At 43.6% G+C, this 17,967-nt stretch carries 20 protein-coding genes; all 20 read left to right on the forward strand.

Annotated elements, in window-relative coordinates; all coding sequences use genetic code 11:
* The first annotated feature begins 5 nt into the window (after positions 1-5).
* A complete protein-coding gene (locus H8S07_RS05395; protein ID WP_186855600.1) occupies positions 6-905 on the forward strand; it encodes a bifunctional riboflavin kinase/FAD synthetase in 900 nt (299 codons plus the stop codon).
* Positions 906-917: 12 nt separating this feature from the next.
* Positions 918-2,564 carry a Na/Pi cotransporter family protein gene (locus tag H8S07_RS05400; RefSeq protein WP_186855601.1) on the forward strand — a complete coding sequence of 549 codons (1,647 nt, stop codon included), beginning with the start codon at positions 918-920 and terminating at the stop codon, positions 2,562-2,564.
* Between the two features lie 132 nt (positions 2,565-2,696).
* Entirely contained in the window at positions 2,697-2,963 is a 267-nt protein-coding gene (gene rpsO / locus H8S07_RS05405; protein WP_021859994.1) for a 30S ribosomal protein S15, read from the forward strand.
* A gap of 236 nt (positions 2,964-3,199) precedes the next feature.
* A complete protein-coding gene (locus H8S07_RS05410) occupies positions 3,200-5,287 on the forward strand; it encodes a polyribonucleotide nucleotidyltransferase (protein ID WP_021859993.1) in 2,088 nt (695 codons plus the stop codon).
* Between the two features lie 139 nt (positions 5,288-5,426).
* Entirely contained in the window at positions 5,427-6,419 is a 993-nt protein-coding gene (gene spoIIIAA, locus H8S07_RS05415; RefSeq protein WP_021859992.1) for a stage III sporulation protein AA, read from the forward strand.
* Positions 6,404-6,922: a stage III sporulation protein AB gene (locus tag H8S07_RS05420; RefSeq protein WP_021859991.1), complete on the forward strand. Its 519-nt coding sequence runs from the start codon at positions 6,404-6,406 to the stop codon at positions 6,920-6,922. The genes spoIIIAA and H8S07_RS05420 overlap by 16 nt, the downstream gene beginning before the upstream one ends.
* Before the next feature lie 11 nt (positions 6,923-6,933).
* A complete protein-coding gene (gene spoIIIAC, locus H8S07_RS05425; protein WP_021859990.1) occupies positions 6,934-7,128 on the forward strand; it encodes a stage III sporulation protein AC in 195 nt (64 codons plus the stop codon).
* 15 nt (positions 7,129-7,143) lie between these two features.
* Positions 7,144-7,530, forward strand: a complete 387-nt coding sequence (spoIIIAD, locus tag H8S07_RS05430) for a stage III sporulation protein AD (RefSeq protein WP_021859989.1) — start codon at positions 7,144-7,146, stop codon at positions 7,528-7,530.
* Entirely contained in the window at positions 7,527-8,741 is a 1,215-nt protein-coding gene (locus H8S07_RS05435) for a stage III sporulation protein AE (protein ID WP_186855602.1), read from the forward strand. The genes spoIIIAD and H8S07_RS05435 overlap by 4 nt, the downstream gene beginning before the upstream one ends.
* Before the next feature lie 8 nt (positions 8,742-8,749).
* On the forward strand, positions 8,750-9,100 hold the full coding sequence (locus H8S07_RS05440) for a stage III sporulation protein AF (protein ID WP_186855603.1): 351 nt from the start codon (positions 8,750-8,752) through the stop codon (positions 9,098-9,100).
* On the forward strand, positions 9,084-9,677 hold the full coding sequence (locus tag H8S07_RS05445) for a stage III sporulation protein AG (RefSeq protein ID WP_243175970.1): 594 nt from the start codon (positions 9,084-9,086) through the stop codon (positions 9,675-9,677). The genes H8S07_RS05440 and H8S07_RS05445 overlap by 17 nt, the downstream gene beginning before the upstream one ends.
* Positions 9,678-9,695: 18 nt before the next feature.
* Positions 9,696-10,319: a SpoIIIAH-like family protein gene (locus H8S07_RS05450; RefSeq protein ID WP_186855604.1), complete on the forward strand. Its 624-nt coding sequence runs from the start codon at positions 9,696-9,698 to the stop codon at positions 10,317-10,319.
* 120 nt (positions 10,320-10,439) lie between these two features.
* Positions 10,440-12,044: a peptide chain release factor 3 gene (locus H8S07_RS05455; protein ID WP_021859984.1), complete on the forward strand. Its 1,605-nt coding sequence runs from the start codon at positions 10,440-10,442 to the stop codon at positions 12,042-12,044.
* Positions 12,045-12,164: 120 nt separating this feature from the next.
* Positions 12,165-12,548, forward strand: coding sequence for an Asp23/Gls24 family envelope stress response protein (locus tag H8S07_RS05460; RefSeq protein WP_117537292.1), 384 nt, complete (start codon positions 12,165-12,167; stop codon positions 12,546-12,548).
* Positions 12,549-12,950 carry a transcription antitermination factor NusB gene (gene nusB / locus H8S07_RS05465; RefSeq protein ID WP_021859982.1) on the forward strand — a complete coding sequence of 134 codons (402 nt, stop codon included), beginning with the start codon at positions 12,549-12,551 and terminating at the stop codon, positions 12,948-12,950. It abuts the gene before it with no gap.
* A 12-nt stretch (positions 12,951-12,962) separates the two neighbouring features.
* Positions 12,963-14,174: an exodeoxyribonuclease VII large subunit gene (gene xseA / locus H8S07_RS05470; protein WP_186855605.1), complete on the forward strand. Its 1,212-nt coding sequence runs from the start codon at positions 12,963-12,965 to the stop codon at positions 14,172-14,174.
* Positions 14,167-14,382, forward strand: coding sequence for an exodeoxyribonuclease VII small subunit (gene xseB, locus H8S07_RS05475; RefSeq protein ID WP_021859980.1), 216 nt, complete (start codon positions 14,167-14,169; stop codon positions 14,380-14,382). Before xseA ends, xseB begins: the two co-directional genes overlap by 8 nt.
* Complete coding sequence (locus tag H8S07_RS05480) at positions 14,366-15,268, forward strand: polyprenyl synthetase family protein (protein ID WP_186855606.1); 903 nt, start codon at positions 14,366-14,368, stop codon at positions 15,266-15,268. Before xseB ends, H8S07_RS05480 begins: the two co-directional genes overlap by 17 nt.
* 15 nt (positions 15,269-15,283) lie before the next feature.
* Entirely contained in the window at positions 15,284-17,152 is a 1,869-nt protein-coding gene (dxs, locus tag H8S07_RS05485; protein ID WP_118660462.1) for a 1-deoxy-D-xylulose-5-phosphate synthase, read from the forward strand.
* On the forward strand, positions 17,149-17,955 hold the full coding sequence (locus tag H8S07_RS05490) for a TlyA family RNA methyltransferase (RefSeq protein WP_021859977.1): 807 nt from the start codon (positions 17,149-17,151) through the stop codon (positions 17,953-17,955). Before dxs ends, H8S07_RS05490 begins: the two co-directional genes overlap by 4 nt.
* Positions 17,956-17,967: the final 12 nt, after the last annotated feature.

Below are 17,967 nucleotides of genomic sequence, written 5' to 3' on the forward strand. Positions count from 1 at the left end.
AAAATATGCAATATATAGAAGGTCTGAATGAATATACAGAAACCGAAAAGTCAGCAGTGACCTTTGGAAAGTTTGACGGAGTGCATAAGGGCCACCAGAAGTTAGTTGAAGAAGTGCTCAGATGCTGCACAAATGGAAATATAAAAAGTGTTTTGTGTGCATTTGAGATGAATAAAAAAGACATTCTTATGACTCCGGATGAGAGAAGAGAAAGAATGGACGGCAAAATAGACTATCTTGTGGAATGTCCGTTTTCAGATGAACTCCGGCACATGAGTGCGGAAGATTTTATTAAAAAAGTTATAAAGGGTGTTTTTCATGCTGAATATGTGGTTGTAGGGACTGATTTTCATTTTGGATATGGAAAAGAAGGCGATGCGCATATGCTGGAGGCGTATGCCGAAAAATATCATTATAAGGCAATCGTAGTTGAAAAAGCACGGTTTAAGCATCGGGAGATCAGTAGCAGTTTTATTAAGAGTCTGGTCAAAGATGGAAGCATTACAACCGCGAATTACCTTCTGACATATCCATACCCGGTAGAAGGAATTGTAGAACATGGAAAACATCTGGGAAGTGAGTTGGGATTTCCCACATGTAATGTAGAATGGCCGGCGCATAAAGTACTGCCGCCAAAAGGAGTGTATGTAAGCCGTGTTTATATTGATGGGGAAGTTTATGGCGCAATATCCAATATCGGAGTCAAGCCAACCGTATCAGATGAAAACAGAGTGCTGATCGAGAGTTATTTATATGGATATAGCGGAGATGCATACGGAAAAAACGTTAAAATTGAATTACTGGAATTCCGACGCCCGGAACATAAATTTTCTTCCATTAAGGAAATGCAGGTACGAGTCCGTCAGGATATACAGTATGTCAGAGAATACTTTGAAAAAGAGTAAAAGGAGAAACAGATGAATATAATAACTATATTTTCTCTGTTTGGCGGACTTGGACTGTTTTTATATGGTATGAGCCAGATGAGCGAAAGCCTTGAAAAAGCAGCCGGCGCCAAAATGAGAAGTATTCTGGCAGTCTTTACGAAAAACAGATTTATCGGACTGCTGGTAGGTATGATTTTTACAGCGATCATCCAGTCATCCAATGCTACAACAGTTATGGTCGTGAGTTTTGTAAACTCCGGACTGATGAATCTGATGCAGGCAACCGGAATTATTCTGGGAGCCAATATCGGAACTACAATCACCGGACAGCTGATCGCATTTAATCTGTCGGACATAGCGCCGCTATTTGTAATCATCGGTGTGATTATGTCCATGTTCTGTAAGAACCAGAAGGTGCAGAGAGCCGGTGATGTGATTCTGGGATTTGGCATTTTGTTTATGGGGCTGAAAGTTATGGGTGAATCCTTGACCATTGTAAAACAGTCACCGGTTGTAAAAGAATTTTTAAGCTCTTTAAGCAGTCCGTTTATTGCGATCCTTGTCGGATTTATTGCGACTTCTATTTTGCAGAGTTCTTCGGCAACGGTTGGTATTATTATTTTGATGGCATCACAGAATCTGATCCAGTTTATGATCTGTCCGTTTGTAATTCTTGGCTGTAACATCGGTTCTTGCGTGTCTGCACTTCTTGCCAGCCTGAACGGAAGAAAAGATGCAAAGAGAGCAGCGATGATTCATTTCTTATTTAACGTGATCGGATCTGCAATTATGTTTACTGTGATCTTTATATTTACCAAACCGATCACAGGTGCACTGCTTGGAATTTCCGGTGGAAATGTGGCACGTGCGGTTGCCAATACACATTCTCTGATGAAAATCATAGAAGTGGCTATGTTGTTCCCGTTTATGGGCTGGATCGTGAAGCTGACTTACAAAGTAGTTCCGGGAAATGATGATACAGACGAAGATGAGTATGAACTGAATTATATCAAACAGTCTATGATGTCACCTGCAACGGCAGTTATGGATGCAATCCATGAGATCGAGCATATGGGAAAGGTTGCAATGAGCAATCTGGAACTGTCCATGCATGCACTCTGTGAGCTGGACGGAGAAGCAATTGAAAAGGTATACAAAACCGAAAAATATATTGATTTTATGAACAGTAAGATCACGGATTACCTTGTGAGAGCAAATGAGCTGGAACTTCCGACTGCAGATGCAGATAAGCTGGGAGGACTGTTCCATGTAGTAAATGATATTGAAAGAATCGGTGATCATGCAGAAAATATGGCTGAGGCTGCAAGAGAGAGAATTGATTCCGGCGTAAAATTAAGCGACAAGGCGATACGTCAGATGAATGATATGATGAAGTCGGTACAGACACTTCTGGAATATGCATTGGATATGTTTACAAATGGAAATCAAGAACATATGCGTGAGATTCTGGAACTGGAAGATGCCATTGATGAGCTGGAAAAGAAACTGCAAAGATCACATATCAAGCGGCTGACGAAGAACAAATGTACACCGGAAGCAGGAATGATCTTTGCAGATGCAGTATCCGGTCTGGAGCGTGTAGCCGACCATGGAACCAATATCGCATTTGCGATCATGGTACCGGATGAATACAAATCTGATGAAGAAGAAGAGTAAAATAATCCTTTACAGAGGATAAGTGTTGTGTTATACTCATCTGGTGTGAACAGCCGGTGTTCGGTAACAGGATACTCCAACCGTTGCTTAATACCAGGCGATAATTAAGAGAATTAAAAGGAGGAAATCACAATGGTTTCAAAAGAACAGAAAGAACAGATCATTAAAGACTTTGGAAGAACAGCAGGAGATACAGGTTCACCGGAAGTACAGGTAGCTATCCTGACAGCAAGAATCAATGACCTGACAGATCATTTCAAAGCTAACCCGAAGGATCATCACTCAAGAAGAGGACTTCTTAAGATGGTAGGACAGAGAAGAGGACTTCTTGCATACCTGAAGAAGACAGATATCAACAGATATCGTGCTCTGATCGAGAAACTTGGACTTAGAAAATAATAATGATTTTAATAAAAATTCCGATTGCGTTATGCAGTCGGAATTTTTTGTAGAAAAAAGATATGGTGTATTTACATAAGATATGCTATAATATATTGGATTGTGGACGAGGGAGATATAATCCGAGACCACTGAAAAGGATATTGTCCGGTGGTAGCGAAAAGAGAGTGTCTTTTTCAGTAGTTTCGGTATCCTTCTTTCGCAGAACAGATGAATGAAGATAAAAGGAGAATACTATGTATAAGAAGTATGAGATGGAATTAGCCGGAAGAACACTTCGCGTAGATGTTGGTAGAGTAGCGAAGCAGGCGAACGGTGCAGTTTTAATGCACTATGGTGATACAACTGTACTTTGTACAGCAACTGCTTCTGAGAAGCCAAGAGAAGGAATCGATTTCTTCCCGTTAAGTGTAGAATATAATGAGAGAATGTATTCCGTAGGTAAGATCCCGGGAGGATTTAACAAAAGAGAAGGAAAAGCATCTGAGAATGCGATCCTGACATGCCGTGTTATCGACCGTCCGATGCGACCACTGTTCCCAAAGGATTACCGTAACGATGTTACATTGGAGAACCTGGTACTTTCTGTAGATCAGGATTGTTCACCGGAGTTGACAGCTATGCTTGGAGCAGCAATTGCGACTACAATTTCTGATATCCCGTTTGACGGACCGATCTCTACAACACAGGTTGGACTGGTTGACGGTGAATTTGTATTTAATCCGACAGCAGAACAGAAAGAAATATCTGATATGGCGCTGACGGTTGCATCTACAAGAGAGAAAGTTATCATGATCGAAGCAGGAGCGAATGAAGTTCCGGAAGCACAGATGGTCGAAGCGATTTACGCAGCTCATGAAGTGAACCAGAAAGTAATCGCATTTATTGATACAATCGTTGCAGAATGCGGAAAAGAAAAACACAGCTATGAGAGTTTTGCGATTCCGGAAGAATTATTTGCAGCAATCAAAGAAATCGTACCGCCGGAGACTATGGAGGAAGCTGTATTTACAGATGATAAACAGGTAAGAGAAGAAAATATCCGTCAGATTACAGATAAGTTAGAGGAAGCGTTTGCTGATAATGAAGAATGGCTTGCTGTTCTTGGAGATGCAATTTACCAGTATCAGAAGAAGACTGTCCGCAAGATGATCCTGAAAGATCACAAGCGTCCGGATGGAAGAGCAATCGACCAGATTCGTCCACTTGCTGCAGAAGTAGATCTGATTCCTAGAGTACATGGTTCTGCTATGTTTACACGTGGACAGACACAGATCTGTAATATCTGCACACTGGCTCCACTGTCAGAGGCACAGAGACTTGACGGACTGGATGAAAAAGAGACAACAAAGCGTTATATGCATCACTATAACTTCCCGTCATACTCTGTTGGAGAGACAAGACCATCCAGAGGACCGGGACGTCGTGAGATCGGACATGGAGCACTTGCAGAGCGTGCATTGGTTCCGGTGCTTCCGAGTGAGACAGAGTTCCCGTATGCAATCCGTACCGTATCCGAGACATTTGAGTCTAACGGATCTACATCAATGGCTTCTACATGTGCATCTTGTATGTCACTTATGGCTGCAGGTGTTCCGATTAAAGCTATGGTTGCAGGTATCTCATGCGGACTTGTAACAGGAGATACAGATGATGATTATCTGGTACTTACAGATATACAGGGACTGGAAGACTTCTTTGGTGATATGGACTTTAAGGTAACTGGTACAAAGAAGGGTATCACAGCAATCCAGATGGATATTAAAATCCACGGACTTACAAGACCGATCGTTGAGGAAGCAATCGCACGTACAAGACAGGCTCGTCTGTTCATCATGGATGAGTGTATGTCAAAAGCAATCGCAGAGCCGAGAACAGAGGTTGGTGAATTTGCACCGAAGATTATCCAGATGCAGATCGATCCTCAGAAGATCGGTGATGTTGTTGGACAGAGAGGCAAGACGATCAATGCGATCATCGAGCAGACTGGTGTGAAGATTGATATTACAGATGACGGAGCAGTATCTATCTGCGGAACAGATGCCAAGAGCATGGAAGAAGCACAGAAGCTGATTCACATCATTGTTACAGATTATGAAGCAGGACAGGTTCTGGAAGGACATGTTATCAGTATCAAAGAATTTGGAGCATTTATTGAGTTTGCACCGGGAAAAGAAGGAATGGTTCACATTTCCAAGATTTCCAAAGAGCGTGTAAACCATGTTGAAGATGTGTTGACACTTGGCGATAAAGTCAAAGTTGTATGCCTTGGAAAAGACAAGATGGGAAGATTTTCATTCAGCATGAAAGATGTTGCAGAATAAATTGCTGCGTGATACGTTGTAAAATAAAAGACAGTATGATAAATAAGGACCGTGCCGGGTTATCCGGTACGGTCCTTTGTGGATTTCAGGAATAAATAACTGTCCCGGGCATATATTGGAGATAAGAGGTGGACAAAACATGAAAGAAGAATGTATCTTATCGTTACTACCGGGGAAATTAAGAATCCAGATGCAGAAGATCGTGAAAGATTATGAAAAACTGCAGGAGATCAAAGTACGCATTGAGAAGCCGGTTTTTTATTTTCAGGACGGCAGGGAATATATGCTGAAAGATGAGTGGGGGAGACCTTATATTGCGACAAAAGAAGAAGTGCGGGAATTGCTGGAATATGTGAGCCATTATTCGCTGTATGCATACGAAGAAGAGATGAGGCAGGGATTTCTGACTGTGGAGGGCGGGCACAGGATTGGTTTTGCAGGACAGGCGATTTTAGAAGGAGGGCATGTGAAGAATCTAAAATATATTTCGTCCGTAAATATCCGGATAGCCCATGAAGTGATGGGATGTGCCGATTGGATTTTTCCATATATAACACGAAACCGGTCGCTTTTTCACACCCTGATCGTGTCACCGCCGGGACAGGGAAAAACAACACTTCTGCGTGATATTGTAAGGCAGATTTCGGAAGGGAATACATACATCAGCGGGAAAACAGTGGGTATTGTAGATGAACGTTCGGAAATCGGAGGATGTTATCAGGGCGTTGCGCAGAATCATGTCGGGATGCGGACAGACATCCTGGACGCCTGCCCGAAGGCAGAAGGAATGATCATGCTCATCCGTTCCATGACACCGGAAGTCGTAGCTGTTGATGAAATCGGCACGGCGCAGGATGTACATGCCATAGAGTATGCAATGCACTGTGGCTGCAAAATGCTTGCGACCGTACATGGAGAATCCATGCAGGAAGTGAAGAGAAAGCCGGTACTTGGCACATTGATCAAACAGAAGCGTTTTGAAAGATATATTGTCTTATCAGGAGAAGGAAAAGTCGGTGAAGTTGGCGGCATCTATGATGACAGGGGGAATACACTGTATTCTTTTGTCGGACAGTCCAACACAGCGGGCTATACCGGCATGGCAGGTGATGAAAAATGTGGAAAGCCATAGGCGCTTTTCTTATTCTTTTCTCGGCTTCCATGGAAGGGACAAGGCATGCACATAAGATTCGTGAGGAATACGAAGAACTGCAAAAGATACGGTATCTTATTTCTTTATTAAAAAGTGAGATCTGCTATGCCAGGTCCAGCCTGGAAGAAGTGTTTGCATCCGTTGCAGAAAAATGTGAAGATCCGTACCGTAACTGGCTTCTTATGATGAGAAATGAAATGCGATGTAAAAAAGAAAAACGATTCGTAAAAATATGGCAGGAATCGGCAGATGTCTGTCTTGTGGGTCTGATGATTTCAAGAAAAGAAAAAGAGAATCTGAAAGAAGTCGGTGCAAGACTTGGAAATCTGGATCTTAAGATGCAGATCCGTTCTCTGGAGCTGTATGAAGAGAAAGTGGAGGAATCGTTAAGGCAGATACAGAAACAGATGTACACGAAGATGAGACTTTATTATCTTATGGGGATCATGGGCGGGATTCTGACAGTCGTGCTTCTGATCTGAAGGAGGAAGAGATGGATGTAAATCTGATATTTAAGATTGCGGCTGTCGGGATTTTAGTATCGGTACTCAGTCAGGTGCTGAAACATAGTGGCAGGGAAGAACAGGCATTTTTAACAAGTTTTGCAGGACTTCTGCTTGTATTGTTCTGGATCGTGCCATACATTTACCAGTTGTTTCAGAATATCCGGCAGTTATTTTACCTGTAGGAAAGAAGGGGGCATATGAGTATCATACAGATTTGCGCAGCTGCTGTTGCAGGTATGCTGCTTGCTGTGCAGTTTAAAGCGCAGAAACCGGAGTATGGAATCTATATCAGCATAGCGCTGAGTCTTCTTATTTTCTTTTCTGTACTCGAGAAAATAGAAACAATCGCGGAAGTAATACGAAAAATCGGTACATATATATCGGTTGATGATATGTATATGGGAACATTGTTCAAAATGCTTGGAATTACTTATGTGGCAGAATTTGCATCGAATATTTGCAAAGATGCGGGATATCAGACGATTGCAAGACAGATTGAGATTTTCGGGAAACTTGCAATCATGGTGCTTAGTTTTCCGGTGCTTCTTGCGATTCTGGACACGATCCGGAAGGTGTTGTCATGAGAAGAAAGGTTAAACAGAAAAAGATGCGCTGTGGGAAAATAGTACCTGGACTTACAATCCTGTTTATACTGCTGACTGGATTTCCGGCAGGTTTTCAGATGGAATATGTGTATGCAGCAGAACCGGCATATGAAACAGGAATATCAGAAGATGCACAGACAGAGACAGAAAAATGGATACAGCAGTTTTCCTTCGATGAGATGCAGAACTACATAGATCAGATGTTTCCGGAAAAGAATTATAATTTAGAAGAGATGCTCCGGAAAATTACAGAAGGGGATTATGAAGAATTTTTAAGCCAGGCAGGAAAAATGTTAAGAGACAAGCTTTTTCAGGCTGTGGAAAGCGGAAGAAAATATCTGATTCCGATTGTATTTCTGGCATTTCTGGCGGCATTGTTTCATAATTTTTCACAGGTGTTTGAAAGCGGCCAGCTCTCAGAAACCGGCTTCTATGTTCTGTATCTTTTGCTGATCGCGTTGTGTCTGAAAGTATTTCTTGCGGTAACGGAATGGGTAAGCGCCGGTGTAGAAGGACTGACTGCATTTATGGGTGTATTCTGCCCGCTGTATTTTCTTGCTGTAGCGATTGCGAAAGGCAGTGTAACAGCGATCGCATTTTATCAGCTTGTGCTTTTTATTATTTATCTGGTAGAACTTGTAATTGCCAAGATCCTGCTGCCGATGATCCATATTTACATGATATTGAGACTGCTCAATTATCTGTCGAAAGAAGATTATCTGAGCAAATTTGCCGGCTTTCTGGAAATGCTTGTTTCCTGGACGCTCCGGACAATGTTAGCTGCTGTAGTCGGATGGAATCTGGTGCAGGGACTGATCGGTCCGTCCGTCGATGATGTGAAGCAGAGTCTTGTGACAAGAGGAATGGAAGCCATACCGGGTGTGGGGGATCTTCTGGGCGGCGCTGCGGAAGTGACGATCGGTACACTCGTACTGGTCAAAAATGGAATTGGAGTCGTGGGCGCACTGTTTGCGGTACTCTTATGTTTGGTTCCGCTCGTAGAAGTCGGGCTGGTCGTGCTACTTTATAAATTCACGGCGGCTCTTCTGCAGCCGGTTTCCGATGCGCGTGTGATCGGCTGTATTGAAAGTGTGGGAGACGGACTACGGCTTTTTATGCGTGTGCTGTTTACAACAGGGCTTTTATTTCTTCTGACAATTGTTGTGGTCGCAGCTACAACCGGAGAATAGGAGGGAAAATGATCGACAAAATCTATGAATGGGTGAAGAACTTAAGCTTTTATCTGGTTCTTGTAACGGCTCTTTTACAAATGCTTCCGGACAGCGATTACCGGAAATATATCCGTTTTTTTACAGGACTTGTGTTGATTGCACTGCTTCTTACCCCGGTCCTTAAGACGGTGCACGCAGGCGACTTGAAGACAGAGATTTTGCAGGATGCAGACTGGCAGGAGTTTCAGGATAAGCTTCAGAAGACAGAAACAAAAGTCCGGAAGCAGATGACGGAAACAGCAGATGCAGCAGAAAACGGGAAAGCGCAGGATGAGCAGAAAAAAATAGAGGTGAAAGAGATTGAAGTTCAACCTTAAGATGTTAAAAGAATTGCTGTGGAAAGGGGAAAAACTGAAGAAAGACCAGCTTCTGATCCTGTTTCTTACCGGAGTACTCTTATTAGTTATTACATTGCCTGCCGGTAAGGAAAAAGAAAATAGGAAAACTGTCGGAAGCAGAACCGGGCAGAGTGTGATAACAGACCGTGAAAGTTATACAAAAGAGATGGAACAGGAACTGGAAGAAATGTTGTCGCAGATGGATGGCGCCGGGGAAGTGAAAGTGATGCTGACACTTGCATCAACAGCGGAAAAAGTGATAGAGAAAGATCGTGACACCCAGAGTGAGCAGGTAAAAGAGTCCGATCATCAGGGCGGAGAGCGTACGACAGATAAAGATTCCCTGTCTGAAGAAACGGTATATAAAAAGCAAAACAGTAATGGAGACAGCCCATATGTAACGAAAGAACTGACACCGCAGGTTGAAGGTGTTGTCGTGCTTGCCACAGGGGGTGATAATCCTGAAGTAGCTAAACATATTACGGAAGCGGTGCAGGCATTATTTGGAATAGACACGCATAAGATTAGAATAATGAAAAAGAATCAGAAACCATAAAAGGCAGGAGGAGAGAACGTGAAACGAGTGTTTAAGAAAAATCAGGTGATCATTGCAGCGCTGGCGGTGATGATAGCGGCAGCAGGATATTTGAATTATTCCGGACGCCTGTTCCCGGATAAGGCAAAATCCAGTGAGATAGGAAGTGAAGTGGCAAGTCAGGAACTTCTGGATATTTCACAGGAGGACAGTCAGAGGGCATCCTCGGATATTAAGAGTCAGGACGGGGATAATGAAGCGCAGACGAGTACGCCGGGCGAGGCGGTACTGACAGGAGGAGATGCCACATCCATCGTATCACAGGCAAAGATCACAAGAGAACAGGTGCGGGCTAAAAATAAAGAGTCCCTGCAGGAGATCATAGACAATAAACAACTGACAGGAGAGCAGAAGAAAAAAGCGGTAAATGAAATGGTTGAGCTTACAAAAATTGCAGAAAAAGAGGCAGCTGCGGAGACGATGCTTTCTGCCAAAGGATTTACAGACAGTGTAGTCAGTCTTTCCGAAGAATCCGCAGATGTTGTGGTAAATGCCAAAGAATTAAGTGAAGCAAACCGGGCACAAATTGAAGACATTGTTATAAGGAAGACCGGAATGGCAGCTGAAAATATTGTGATCACACCGGCAGGCAGTAAAAAATAGAATAAAATATATGGAAAATCCCGCAGCAGCGGGATTTTTGTTTGAGCATTTGCAGAGGATATGTTATACTGACTAACAGTGTCTATAAACGGATATACTAATGTAGGAGTGTTGGAATATATGTCAGAGATAACAAATGAAATAACAAATGAGATTAAAAAACGAAGAACGTTTGCAATTATTTCCCATCCCGATGCAGGTAAGACAACTTTAACAGAGAAGTTCCTGCTTTACGGAGGAGCCATTAACCAGGCAGGAAGTGTCAAGGGAAAGGCAACAGCAAAGCATGCAGTATCAGACTGGATGGAGATTGAGAAGGAAAGAGGTATTTCTGTAACTTCATCGGTATTACAGTTTAATTATGATGGATTCTGTATCAACATCCTGGATACACCGGGACATCAGGATTTCTCGGAGGATACCTACCGTACTCTGATGGCGGCAGACTCAGCTGTAATGGTCATTGATGCATCCAAAGGTGTAGAGGCGCAGACAAGAAAACTGTTCAAAGTATGTACGATGCGTCATATCCCGATTTTTACTTTTATCAATAAGATGGACCGCGAAGCGATGGATACATTTGAATTATTAGATGATATCGAGAACGAGCTGGGAATCGCAACCTGTCCGGTAAACTGGCCAATCGGTTCCGGTAAGGAGTTCCGCGGTGTCTATGACAGAAATACAAAGAAAGTCGAGCTGTTCTCAGATACAAGAAAAGGAACAACACAAGGTGAGGTGCGCAAGATCGACATTGACGATCCGGAGATTGCAGATCTTATTACAGCGGATCAGAAGAGCCAGTTAGAAGAAGAGATTGAACTGCAGGACGGTGCAGGAGCCGAGTTCGATCAGGAGCTGGTCAGCAAAGGAGAACTTTCACCGGTATTTTTCGGATCTGCACTTACGAACTTCGGTGTAGAGACATTCCTTCAGCATTTCCTTGCAATGACAACTTCACCGCTTCCGAGAAAATCAGATGCAGGTCTCATTGATCCGATGGAGGAAGAAGATTTCTCAGCATTTGTATTTAAAATCCAGGCAAATATGAACAAGGCGCACCGAGACCGTATCGCATTTATGCGTATCTGTTCCGGTAAATTCGAGGCAGGAATGGATGTGTTCCATATTCAGGGCGGCAAGAAGGTACGTCTGTCGCAGCCACAGCAGATGATGGCTAGCGAGAGACATCTGGTGCAGGAAGCTTATGGCGGAGACATTATCGGTGTGTTTGATCCGGGCATTTTCTCAATCGGTGATACACTGACGACTTCAGCAAAGAGGTATGCATATGAAGGTATCCCGACATTTGCACCGGAGCATTTTGCAAGAGTCCGTCAGGTAGATACGATGAAGAGAAAACAGTTTATCAAGGGGGTCAACCAGATTGCGCAGGAAGGTGCGATTCAGATCTTCCAGGAATACAATACAGGCATGGAAGAGATTATCGTCGGCGTTGTCGGTGTTCTGCAGTTTGACGTATTAAAATATCGTCTGGAGAATGAGTATAACGTAGAGATCCGTATGGACAGTCTTCCATATGAATACATCCGCTGGATCGGCAATGAGGAAGTGGATATGGACAAACTTTCCGGAACATCGGATATGAAGAAGATCAAGGATCTCAAAGGAAGACCGCTGCTTCTGTTTGTAAATGAGTGGAGCATCCGTATGACACAGGAGAGAAACGACGGACTGATACTGGAGGAGTTTGGAAGATCTTAATCCGGGAGATTGCGAGAAAAGGAAGTCGGCAGATGGAAGTTTTTTGTGCTGGCTATTTGCAAAAGAATAGAAATTTGTTATAATGATAAGAACGAATAAACCAGACAGGAGGTTTCTGAAATGGGAAAAGAAGAAAGAAATGCTTATACAATAAAAAATGACGCCAACATCGGAGAAGTGAAGATTGCAGATGAAGTTGTTGCAATCATCGCAGGACTGGCTGCGATGGAAGTAGAGGGTGTTGCTTCTATGGCAGGCAATGCAACAAGAGAACTGATCAGTAAGCTTGGAATGAAGTCTCTTTCCAAAGGTGTGAAAGTAGATGTTCTGGACGGTATTGTTACAGTATCCCTGACACTCAATTTATTATACGGATATGGAGTCAAAGACATTTCTGTAAAAGTACAGGAGAAGGTCAAATCTTCCATCGAGAACATGACAGGACTGGAAGTTGCAGATGTGAATATTCGCGTTGCAGGCGTGAAAGTACCGGAGGAAGACTAAGTGAGAAGATCAGAATTAAGAGAACACATTTTCCGGATGGTTTTCGGACTGGATTTTAATGAAGGCGAAGAGATTCCGGAGCAGATCCAGCTTTATTTTGAACAGCTGGATGATGTAAAAGAAAGAGACATGGAGTACATCCGTGAGAAAGCAGAACATATTGCCGAGAAGAGAGAAGAGATTGATGCGCTGCTCAATACACATACGAAAGGCTGGAAGACAAGTCGTATGAACAAAGTAGACTTAAGCATCCTGCGTGTCGCAGTCTATGAGATGAAATGGGACGATGAGGTTCCGGTTGGTGTTGCGATCGATCAGGCAGTAGAACTTGCTAAAAAATACAGCAGTGACGAAGGTCCGTCTTTCGTAAATGGCGTGCTTGCAAAACTGGCAAAGGCGTAGAAGAGGTGTAGCATGACACAGAACGTATATACGGTCAGACAGGTAAATGCATACATTAAGAATATGTTTACGCAGGATTATATGCTGAACCGTATCTATGTAAAAGGCGAAGTATCCAACTGTAAATACCACACATCGGGACATATATATTTTTCGTTAAAGGACGAGTCCGGAACGATTGCCTGCGTTATGTTTGCCGGGCAGCGAGGCGGGCTCGCTTTTCATATGAGAGAAGGACAGCAGGTTGTTGTATTTGGCGGAATCAGTGTTTATGAAAGAAGTGGTTCTTACCAGCTTTATGCAAGAGAGATTCGTCTGGATGGCGAAGGAGTACTCTATGAACGTTTTCAGGCACTGAAACAGGAGCTTGGTGAGATGGGGATGTTCGCCCCTGAATATAAGAAAACGATTCCGTCTTTTGTGAAAACTGTTGGAATTGTGACAGCACCGACCGGCGCTGCGATCCGGGATATTATGAATATTTCTTCGCGGCGGAATCCATTTGTACAGCTGATCCTGTATCCGGCGCTTGTGCAGGGCGAAGGTGCAGTGCAGAGTATTGTTACAGGAATACAGACACTGGATGCATATGGCGTAGATGTAATGATTGTTGGACGTGGAGGCGGATCGATCGAAGATCTGTGGGCGTTTAACGAAGAAGCAGTTGCAAGAGCGATTTTTGAATGTGAGACACCTGTGATTTCCGCAGTCGGACATGAGACAGACACGACAATCGCTGATTATGTGGCGGATCTTCGGGCACCGACACCGTCTGCGGCTGCAGAACTTGCAGTTTATGACTACCGCTTGACAGAACGGACGATGATTGAATATCGTGAGAAAGCCACAAGACTTCTGGAACAGCAGATTCGTATGCAGCGTCTGCGTCTGCGGGAATATCAGACGAAGCTTATGTATCTCCATCCGGAAAATCAGGTGCGTGACTACAGACAACGCATAGTAGATTACGAAGAGAAACTGCGTCTTCTTATGGAGAACAGTCTGCAGAAGAATAAGATGCGCTTTACGGTTGATCTGGAGAAAATGAAGAAGCTGTCTCCGCTTGAAAAGCTGAATCAAGGATTTTCTTACGTAGAAACAGCAGACAGAAAAGCAGTGAAAAGAATCGGACAGGTAGACGTGGGAGATAAGCTTACAATCTATGTCACGGATGGTACGATCAAAGTATGTGCAGAAGAGACGAAGGAGGAGAGACATGGCTGAGAAAGAACAGACTCTGGAAAAGTTATTTACACAACTGGAAGATGTGATCCGGGAGATGGAGCAGGGTGAGGTCTCTTTGGAAGAAGCTTTTGCACTGTATCATAAAGGCGTGGATACACTTAAGATGTGTAATGAAAAGATAGATAAAGTAGAGAAAAAGATACTGGTGCTGGATAATGAAGGAGAAACGCATGAGTTTGAACAATAATTTTGCACAGTTACAACAGGAAAAGGTAATAGAGATAGAAGAATTACTGCGGAAATATCTGCCGGTGCAAAGCGGTTATCAGAAGATTATCACGGAGGCTATGGAATATAGTCTGATGGCAGGTGGCAAGAGGCTTCGTCCGATGATGATGCAGGAAGTATTCCGGCTTTTTGGAGGAACAATGAAAGCGATCGAACCGTTTATGGCAGCAATTGAGATGATTCACACGTATTCCCTTGTGCATGACGATTTGCCGGCGATGGATAATGACGATTACAGAAGAGGTAGAAAGACTACCCATGTTGTGTATGGCGAAGATATGGGAATCCTTGCGGGAGATGCACTTTTAAATTATGCATTTGAGACAGCGTTTCACGCATTTGAGCTTTGTCCGCAGGACAGCCTTAAGATTGGAAAAGCACTTCAGGTGTTGGGGGAAAAAGCCGGCATTCATGGAATGATCGGAGGACAGGTCATTGATGTAAAAGAGACCGGAAAACAGATCGACAGGGAAGTATTGGATACGATCTATGAACTGAAGACGTCTGCACTGATCGAAGCATCTATGATGGTTGGAGCGATCCTTGCAGGTGCTACAGATGAGGAGCTTGAAAAAGTTGAGCAGATGGCATCGAATATCGGTATCGCATTCCAGATACAGGATGACATTTTGGATGTGACAAGTACGGAAGAAGTGCTTGGAAAGCCAATCCACAGTGATGAGAAGAATGAGAAGACTACATATGTAACTCTGTATGGTATAGAGAAAGCATCAGCAGTTGTAGAAGAAAGATCAAAAGAAGCAATTGCTCTTTTACATGAACTTCCGGGAGAGAATGATTATCTGGAAGAGTTGATCATCAAACTAATCCATAGAGTGAAATAAGAGAGGACGTTCGTGATGTTGGAACGAATTCAGAAAGCAAATGATATAAAGAATTTAAAAAAAGAGGAACTCCCGGTACTGGCAGAGGAGATTCGTGAATTTCTTGTAGAGACGGTCAGCAAGACAGGTGGACATCTCGCATCGAATCTTGGCGTTATAGAGCTTACAATGGCAATGCACCTTGTATTCCAAATGCCGGAAGATAAGATTATCTGGGATGTCGGACACCAGTCTTATACCCATAAGATTCTGACCGGAAGAAAAGATGGTTTTGAAAACCTGCGTAAATACGGCGGCATGAGTGGGTTCCCGAAGCGTAAGGAGAGCGATTGTGATGCATTTGATACCGGACACAGCTCTACGTCCATATCAGCAGGCCTTGGCTATGTAAGAGCGAGAGACCTGAAAGGAGAAGACTATAGTGTGATTTCCGTGATCGGTGACGGTTCGATGACGGGTGGAATGGCGTTTGAGGCGCTTAATAATGCGTCCCAGTTGAACAGTAATTTTATTATTGTGCTGAATGACAATCATATGTCGATCTCTGAAAATGTCGGAGGAATGTCCAGATATCTGGCAAAGATCCGGACAGCAGATTTTTATACCGGGTTGAAGAAAGGCGTGACAACGACGCTTGAGAAGATCCCGAAGGTCGGGGATTCTCTGATCGAGCAGATCCGCCGGACGAAGAGCAGTATCAAACAGCTGATCGTTCCGGGTATGTTTTTTGAAGATATGGGAATTACATATCTCGGACCGGTAAAAGGACATGATCTTCCTACGCTTTGCCGTGTATTTTCCGAAGCACGGAGAATAGAAGGACCGGTTCTTGTCCATGTTCTGACGAAGAAAGGCAAAGGTTATACGCCGGCAGAAGAGCATCCAGGCAAATTCCACGGCATTAGCCCGTTTGACATTGCGACAGGTGAGGTATCAGAGAAGAAGAAAAAGGATACCTATACCGATGTGTTTGGAAAAGTTATGTGTGCAGAAGCAAAAGAGAATCCGGACATTACAGCAATTACAGCTGCAATGGAAGATGGAACCGGGTTGTCCCGTTTCCACAGTATGTTCCCTGATCGCTTTTTTGATGTAGGAATTGCAGAAGAGCATGCTGTGACATTTGCGGCAGGACTTGCAGCGGGAGGCATGCGCCCGGTTGTGGCGGTTTATTCTTCTTTTCTGCAGAGAGCATATGACCAGATCATCCATGACGTGGGACTTCAGAAGCTCCCTGTTGTATTTGCCGTTGACCGAGCAGGGCTGGTCGGAAGTGACGGAGAGACACATCAGGGAATTTTTGACCTGTCATTTTTAAGCAGTATTCCGAATATGACAGTGATGTCACCTAAACATAAATGGGAACTGGCAGACATGCTTCGCTTTGCACTGAAATCTGACGGTCCGGTTGCAATCCGTTATCCAAGAGGTGCAGCGTACGATCAGTATGTTGAATATCGTGCACCGATCGAATATGGCAAAAGCGAGATGATCTGCGAGGAGAGTGGGATCGCACTCATCAGTATGGGACATATGTTTGAAGAAGCGGTAAAAGTACGAAAGAATCTCAAAGATGCAGGGTATTCCTGCACGCTTGTAAACGGACGTTTTGTAAAGCCGATAGATGAAGAATGTATTGCAAGGCTTGCAAAAAATCACAAACTGATCGCTGTACTGGAAGAAAATGTTATAACTGGCGGCTATGGAATGCAGGTGTTGGAATGTGCAGCGAGAAAACAGCTTTCCTGCCACGTTCTGCCGATTGCACTTCCGGATAATTATGTAGAACACGGAAGTGTGGAAGTGCTTCGCAAAGAGACTGGTATTGATGCACAGTCAGTGACAGAGAAAATCATGGAAACATATAAGGAGTTACAGATATGAAAGAACGTTTGGATGTCTTGCTTGTAAAGCGTAATCTGGCGGCGTCCAGAGAAAAAGCCAAGGCGATCATCATGTCCGGTAATGTCTATGTGGATGACCAGAAAGAAGACAAACCGGGAACATTATTTAAAGAAGAAAGCAAGATTGAAGTGCGCGGACATACACTGCCATACGTCAGCCGCGGCGGATTGAAACTCGAAAAAGCACTGAAGAATTTTGACGTTAGTGTAAAAGGAAAGACATGCACGGATGTCGGATCTTCAACAGGTGGATTTACAGACTGTATGCTACAGAATGGTGCAGTCAAAGTATTTGCGATTGATGTCGGACGTGGTCAGCTTGACTGGAAATTAAGACAGGATGACCGTGTTGTCTGCATGGAAAAGACAAATATCCGTTACGTGACACCGGAAGATATTGGGGAACCGGTACAGTTTTCGTCCATTGATGTGTCATTTATTTCGCTTACGAAAGTGCTTCTCCCAATCTACAATTACCTGACGGAAGACGGGGAGATTGTTGCGCTTATCAAACCACAGTTCGAGGCAGGAAGAGAGAAAGTCGGAAAAAAAGGTGTCGTAAGAGAACGAAGTACCCATGTAGAAGTCATTGAGATGGTTACGGCGTATGCAGTTTCCATCGGTTTTGATGTACTGGAACTGGAATTCTCACCGATCCGCGGACCGGAGGGAAATATTGAGTATCTTGTACACTTGAAAAAAAGTAAAGGACAGGCAGAGATTTCAGAAAATTTCGATATAGAAGCAATAACAAAGCGTGCATTTGAATCCCTGACCAAATAATACAGGTAACAG

Source organism: Dorea hominis (assembly GCF_014287705.1).
Lineage (GTDB): Bacteria > Bacillota > Clostridia > Lachnospirales > Lachnospiraceae > Dorea_D > Dorea_D hominis.

Coding starts and splice junctions, on each gene's coding strand:
- H8S07_RS05490 (WP_021859977.1), top strand. CDS start 17,149: ATGAAAGAACGTTTGGATGTCTTGCTTGTAAAGCGTAATCTGGCGGCG.
- xseA (WP_186855605.1), top strand. CDS start 12,963: ATGACACAGAACGTATATACGGTCAGACAGGTAAATGCATACATTAAG.
- H8S07_RS05455 (WP_021859984.1), top strand. CDS start 10,440: ATGTCAGAGATAACAAATGAAATAACAAATGAGATTAAAAAACGAAGA.
- spoIIIAD (WP_021859989.1), top strand. CDS start 7,144: ATGAGTATCATACAGATTTGCGCAGCTGCTGTTGCAGGTATGCTGCTT.
- rpsO (WP_021859994.1), top strand. CDS start 2,697: ATGGTTTCAAAAGAACAGAAAGAACAGATCATTAAAGACTTTGGAAGA.
- H8S07_RS05410 (WP_021859993.1), top strand. CDS start 3,200: ATGTATAAGAAGTATGAGATGGAATTAGCCGGAAGAACACTTCGCGTA.
- H8S07_RS05400 (WP_186855601.1), top strand. CDS start 918: ATGAATATAATAACTATATTTTCTCTGTTTGGCGGACTTGGACTGTTT.
- H8S07_RS05420 (WP_021859991.1), top strand. CDS start 6,404: ATGTGGAAAGCCATAGGCGCTTTTCTTATTCTTTTCTCGGCTTCCATG.
- H8S07_RS05460 (WP_117537292.1), top strand. CDS start 12,165: ATGGGAAAAGAAGAAAGAAATGCTTATACAATAAAAAATGACGCCAAC.
- H8S07_RS05440 (WP_186855603.1), top strand. CDS start 8,750: ATGATCGACAAAATCTATGAATGGGTGAAGAACTTAAGCTTTTATCTG.
- H8S07_RS05480 (WP_186855606.1), top strand. CDS start 14,366: ATGAGTTTGAACAATAATTTTGCACAGTTACAACAGGAAAAGGTAATA.
- dxs (WP_118660462.1), top strand. CDS start 15,284: ATGTTGGAACGAATTCAGAAAGCAAATGATATAAAGAATTTAAAAAAA.
- spoIIIAA (WP_021859992.1), top strand. CDS start 5,427: ATGAAAGAAGAATGTATCTTATCGTTACTACCGGGGAAATTAAGAATC.
- xseB (WP_021859980.1), top strand. CDS start 14,167: ATGGCTGAGAAAGAACAGACTCTGGAAAAGTTATTTACACAACTGGAA.
- H8S07_RS05395 (WP_186855600.1), top strand. CDS start 6: ATGCAATATATAGAAGGTCTGAATGAATATACAGAAACCGAAAAGTCA.
- spoIIIAC (WP_021859990.1), top strand. CDS start 6,934: ATGGATGTAAATCTGATATTTAAGATTGCGGCTGTCGGGATTTTAGTA.
- H8S07_RS05435 (WP_186855602.1), top strand. CDS start 7,527: ATGAGAAGAAAGGTTAAACAGAAAAAGATGCGCTGTGGGAAAATAGTA.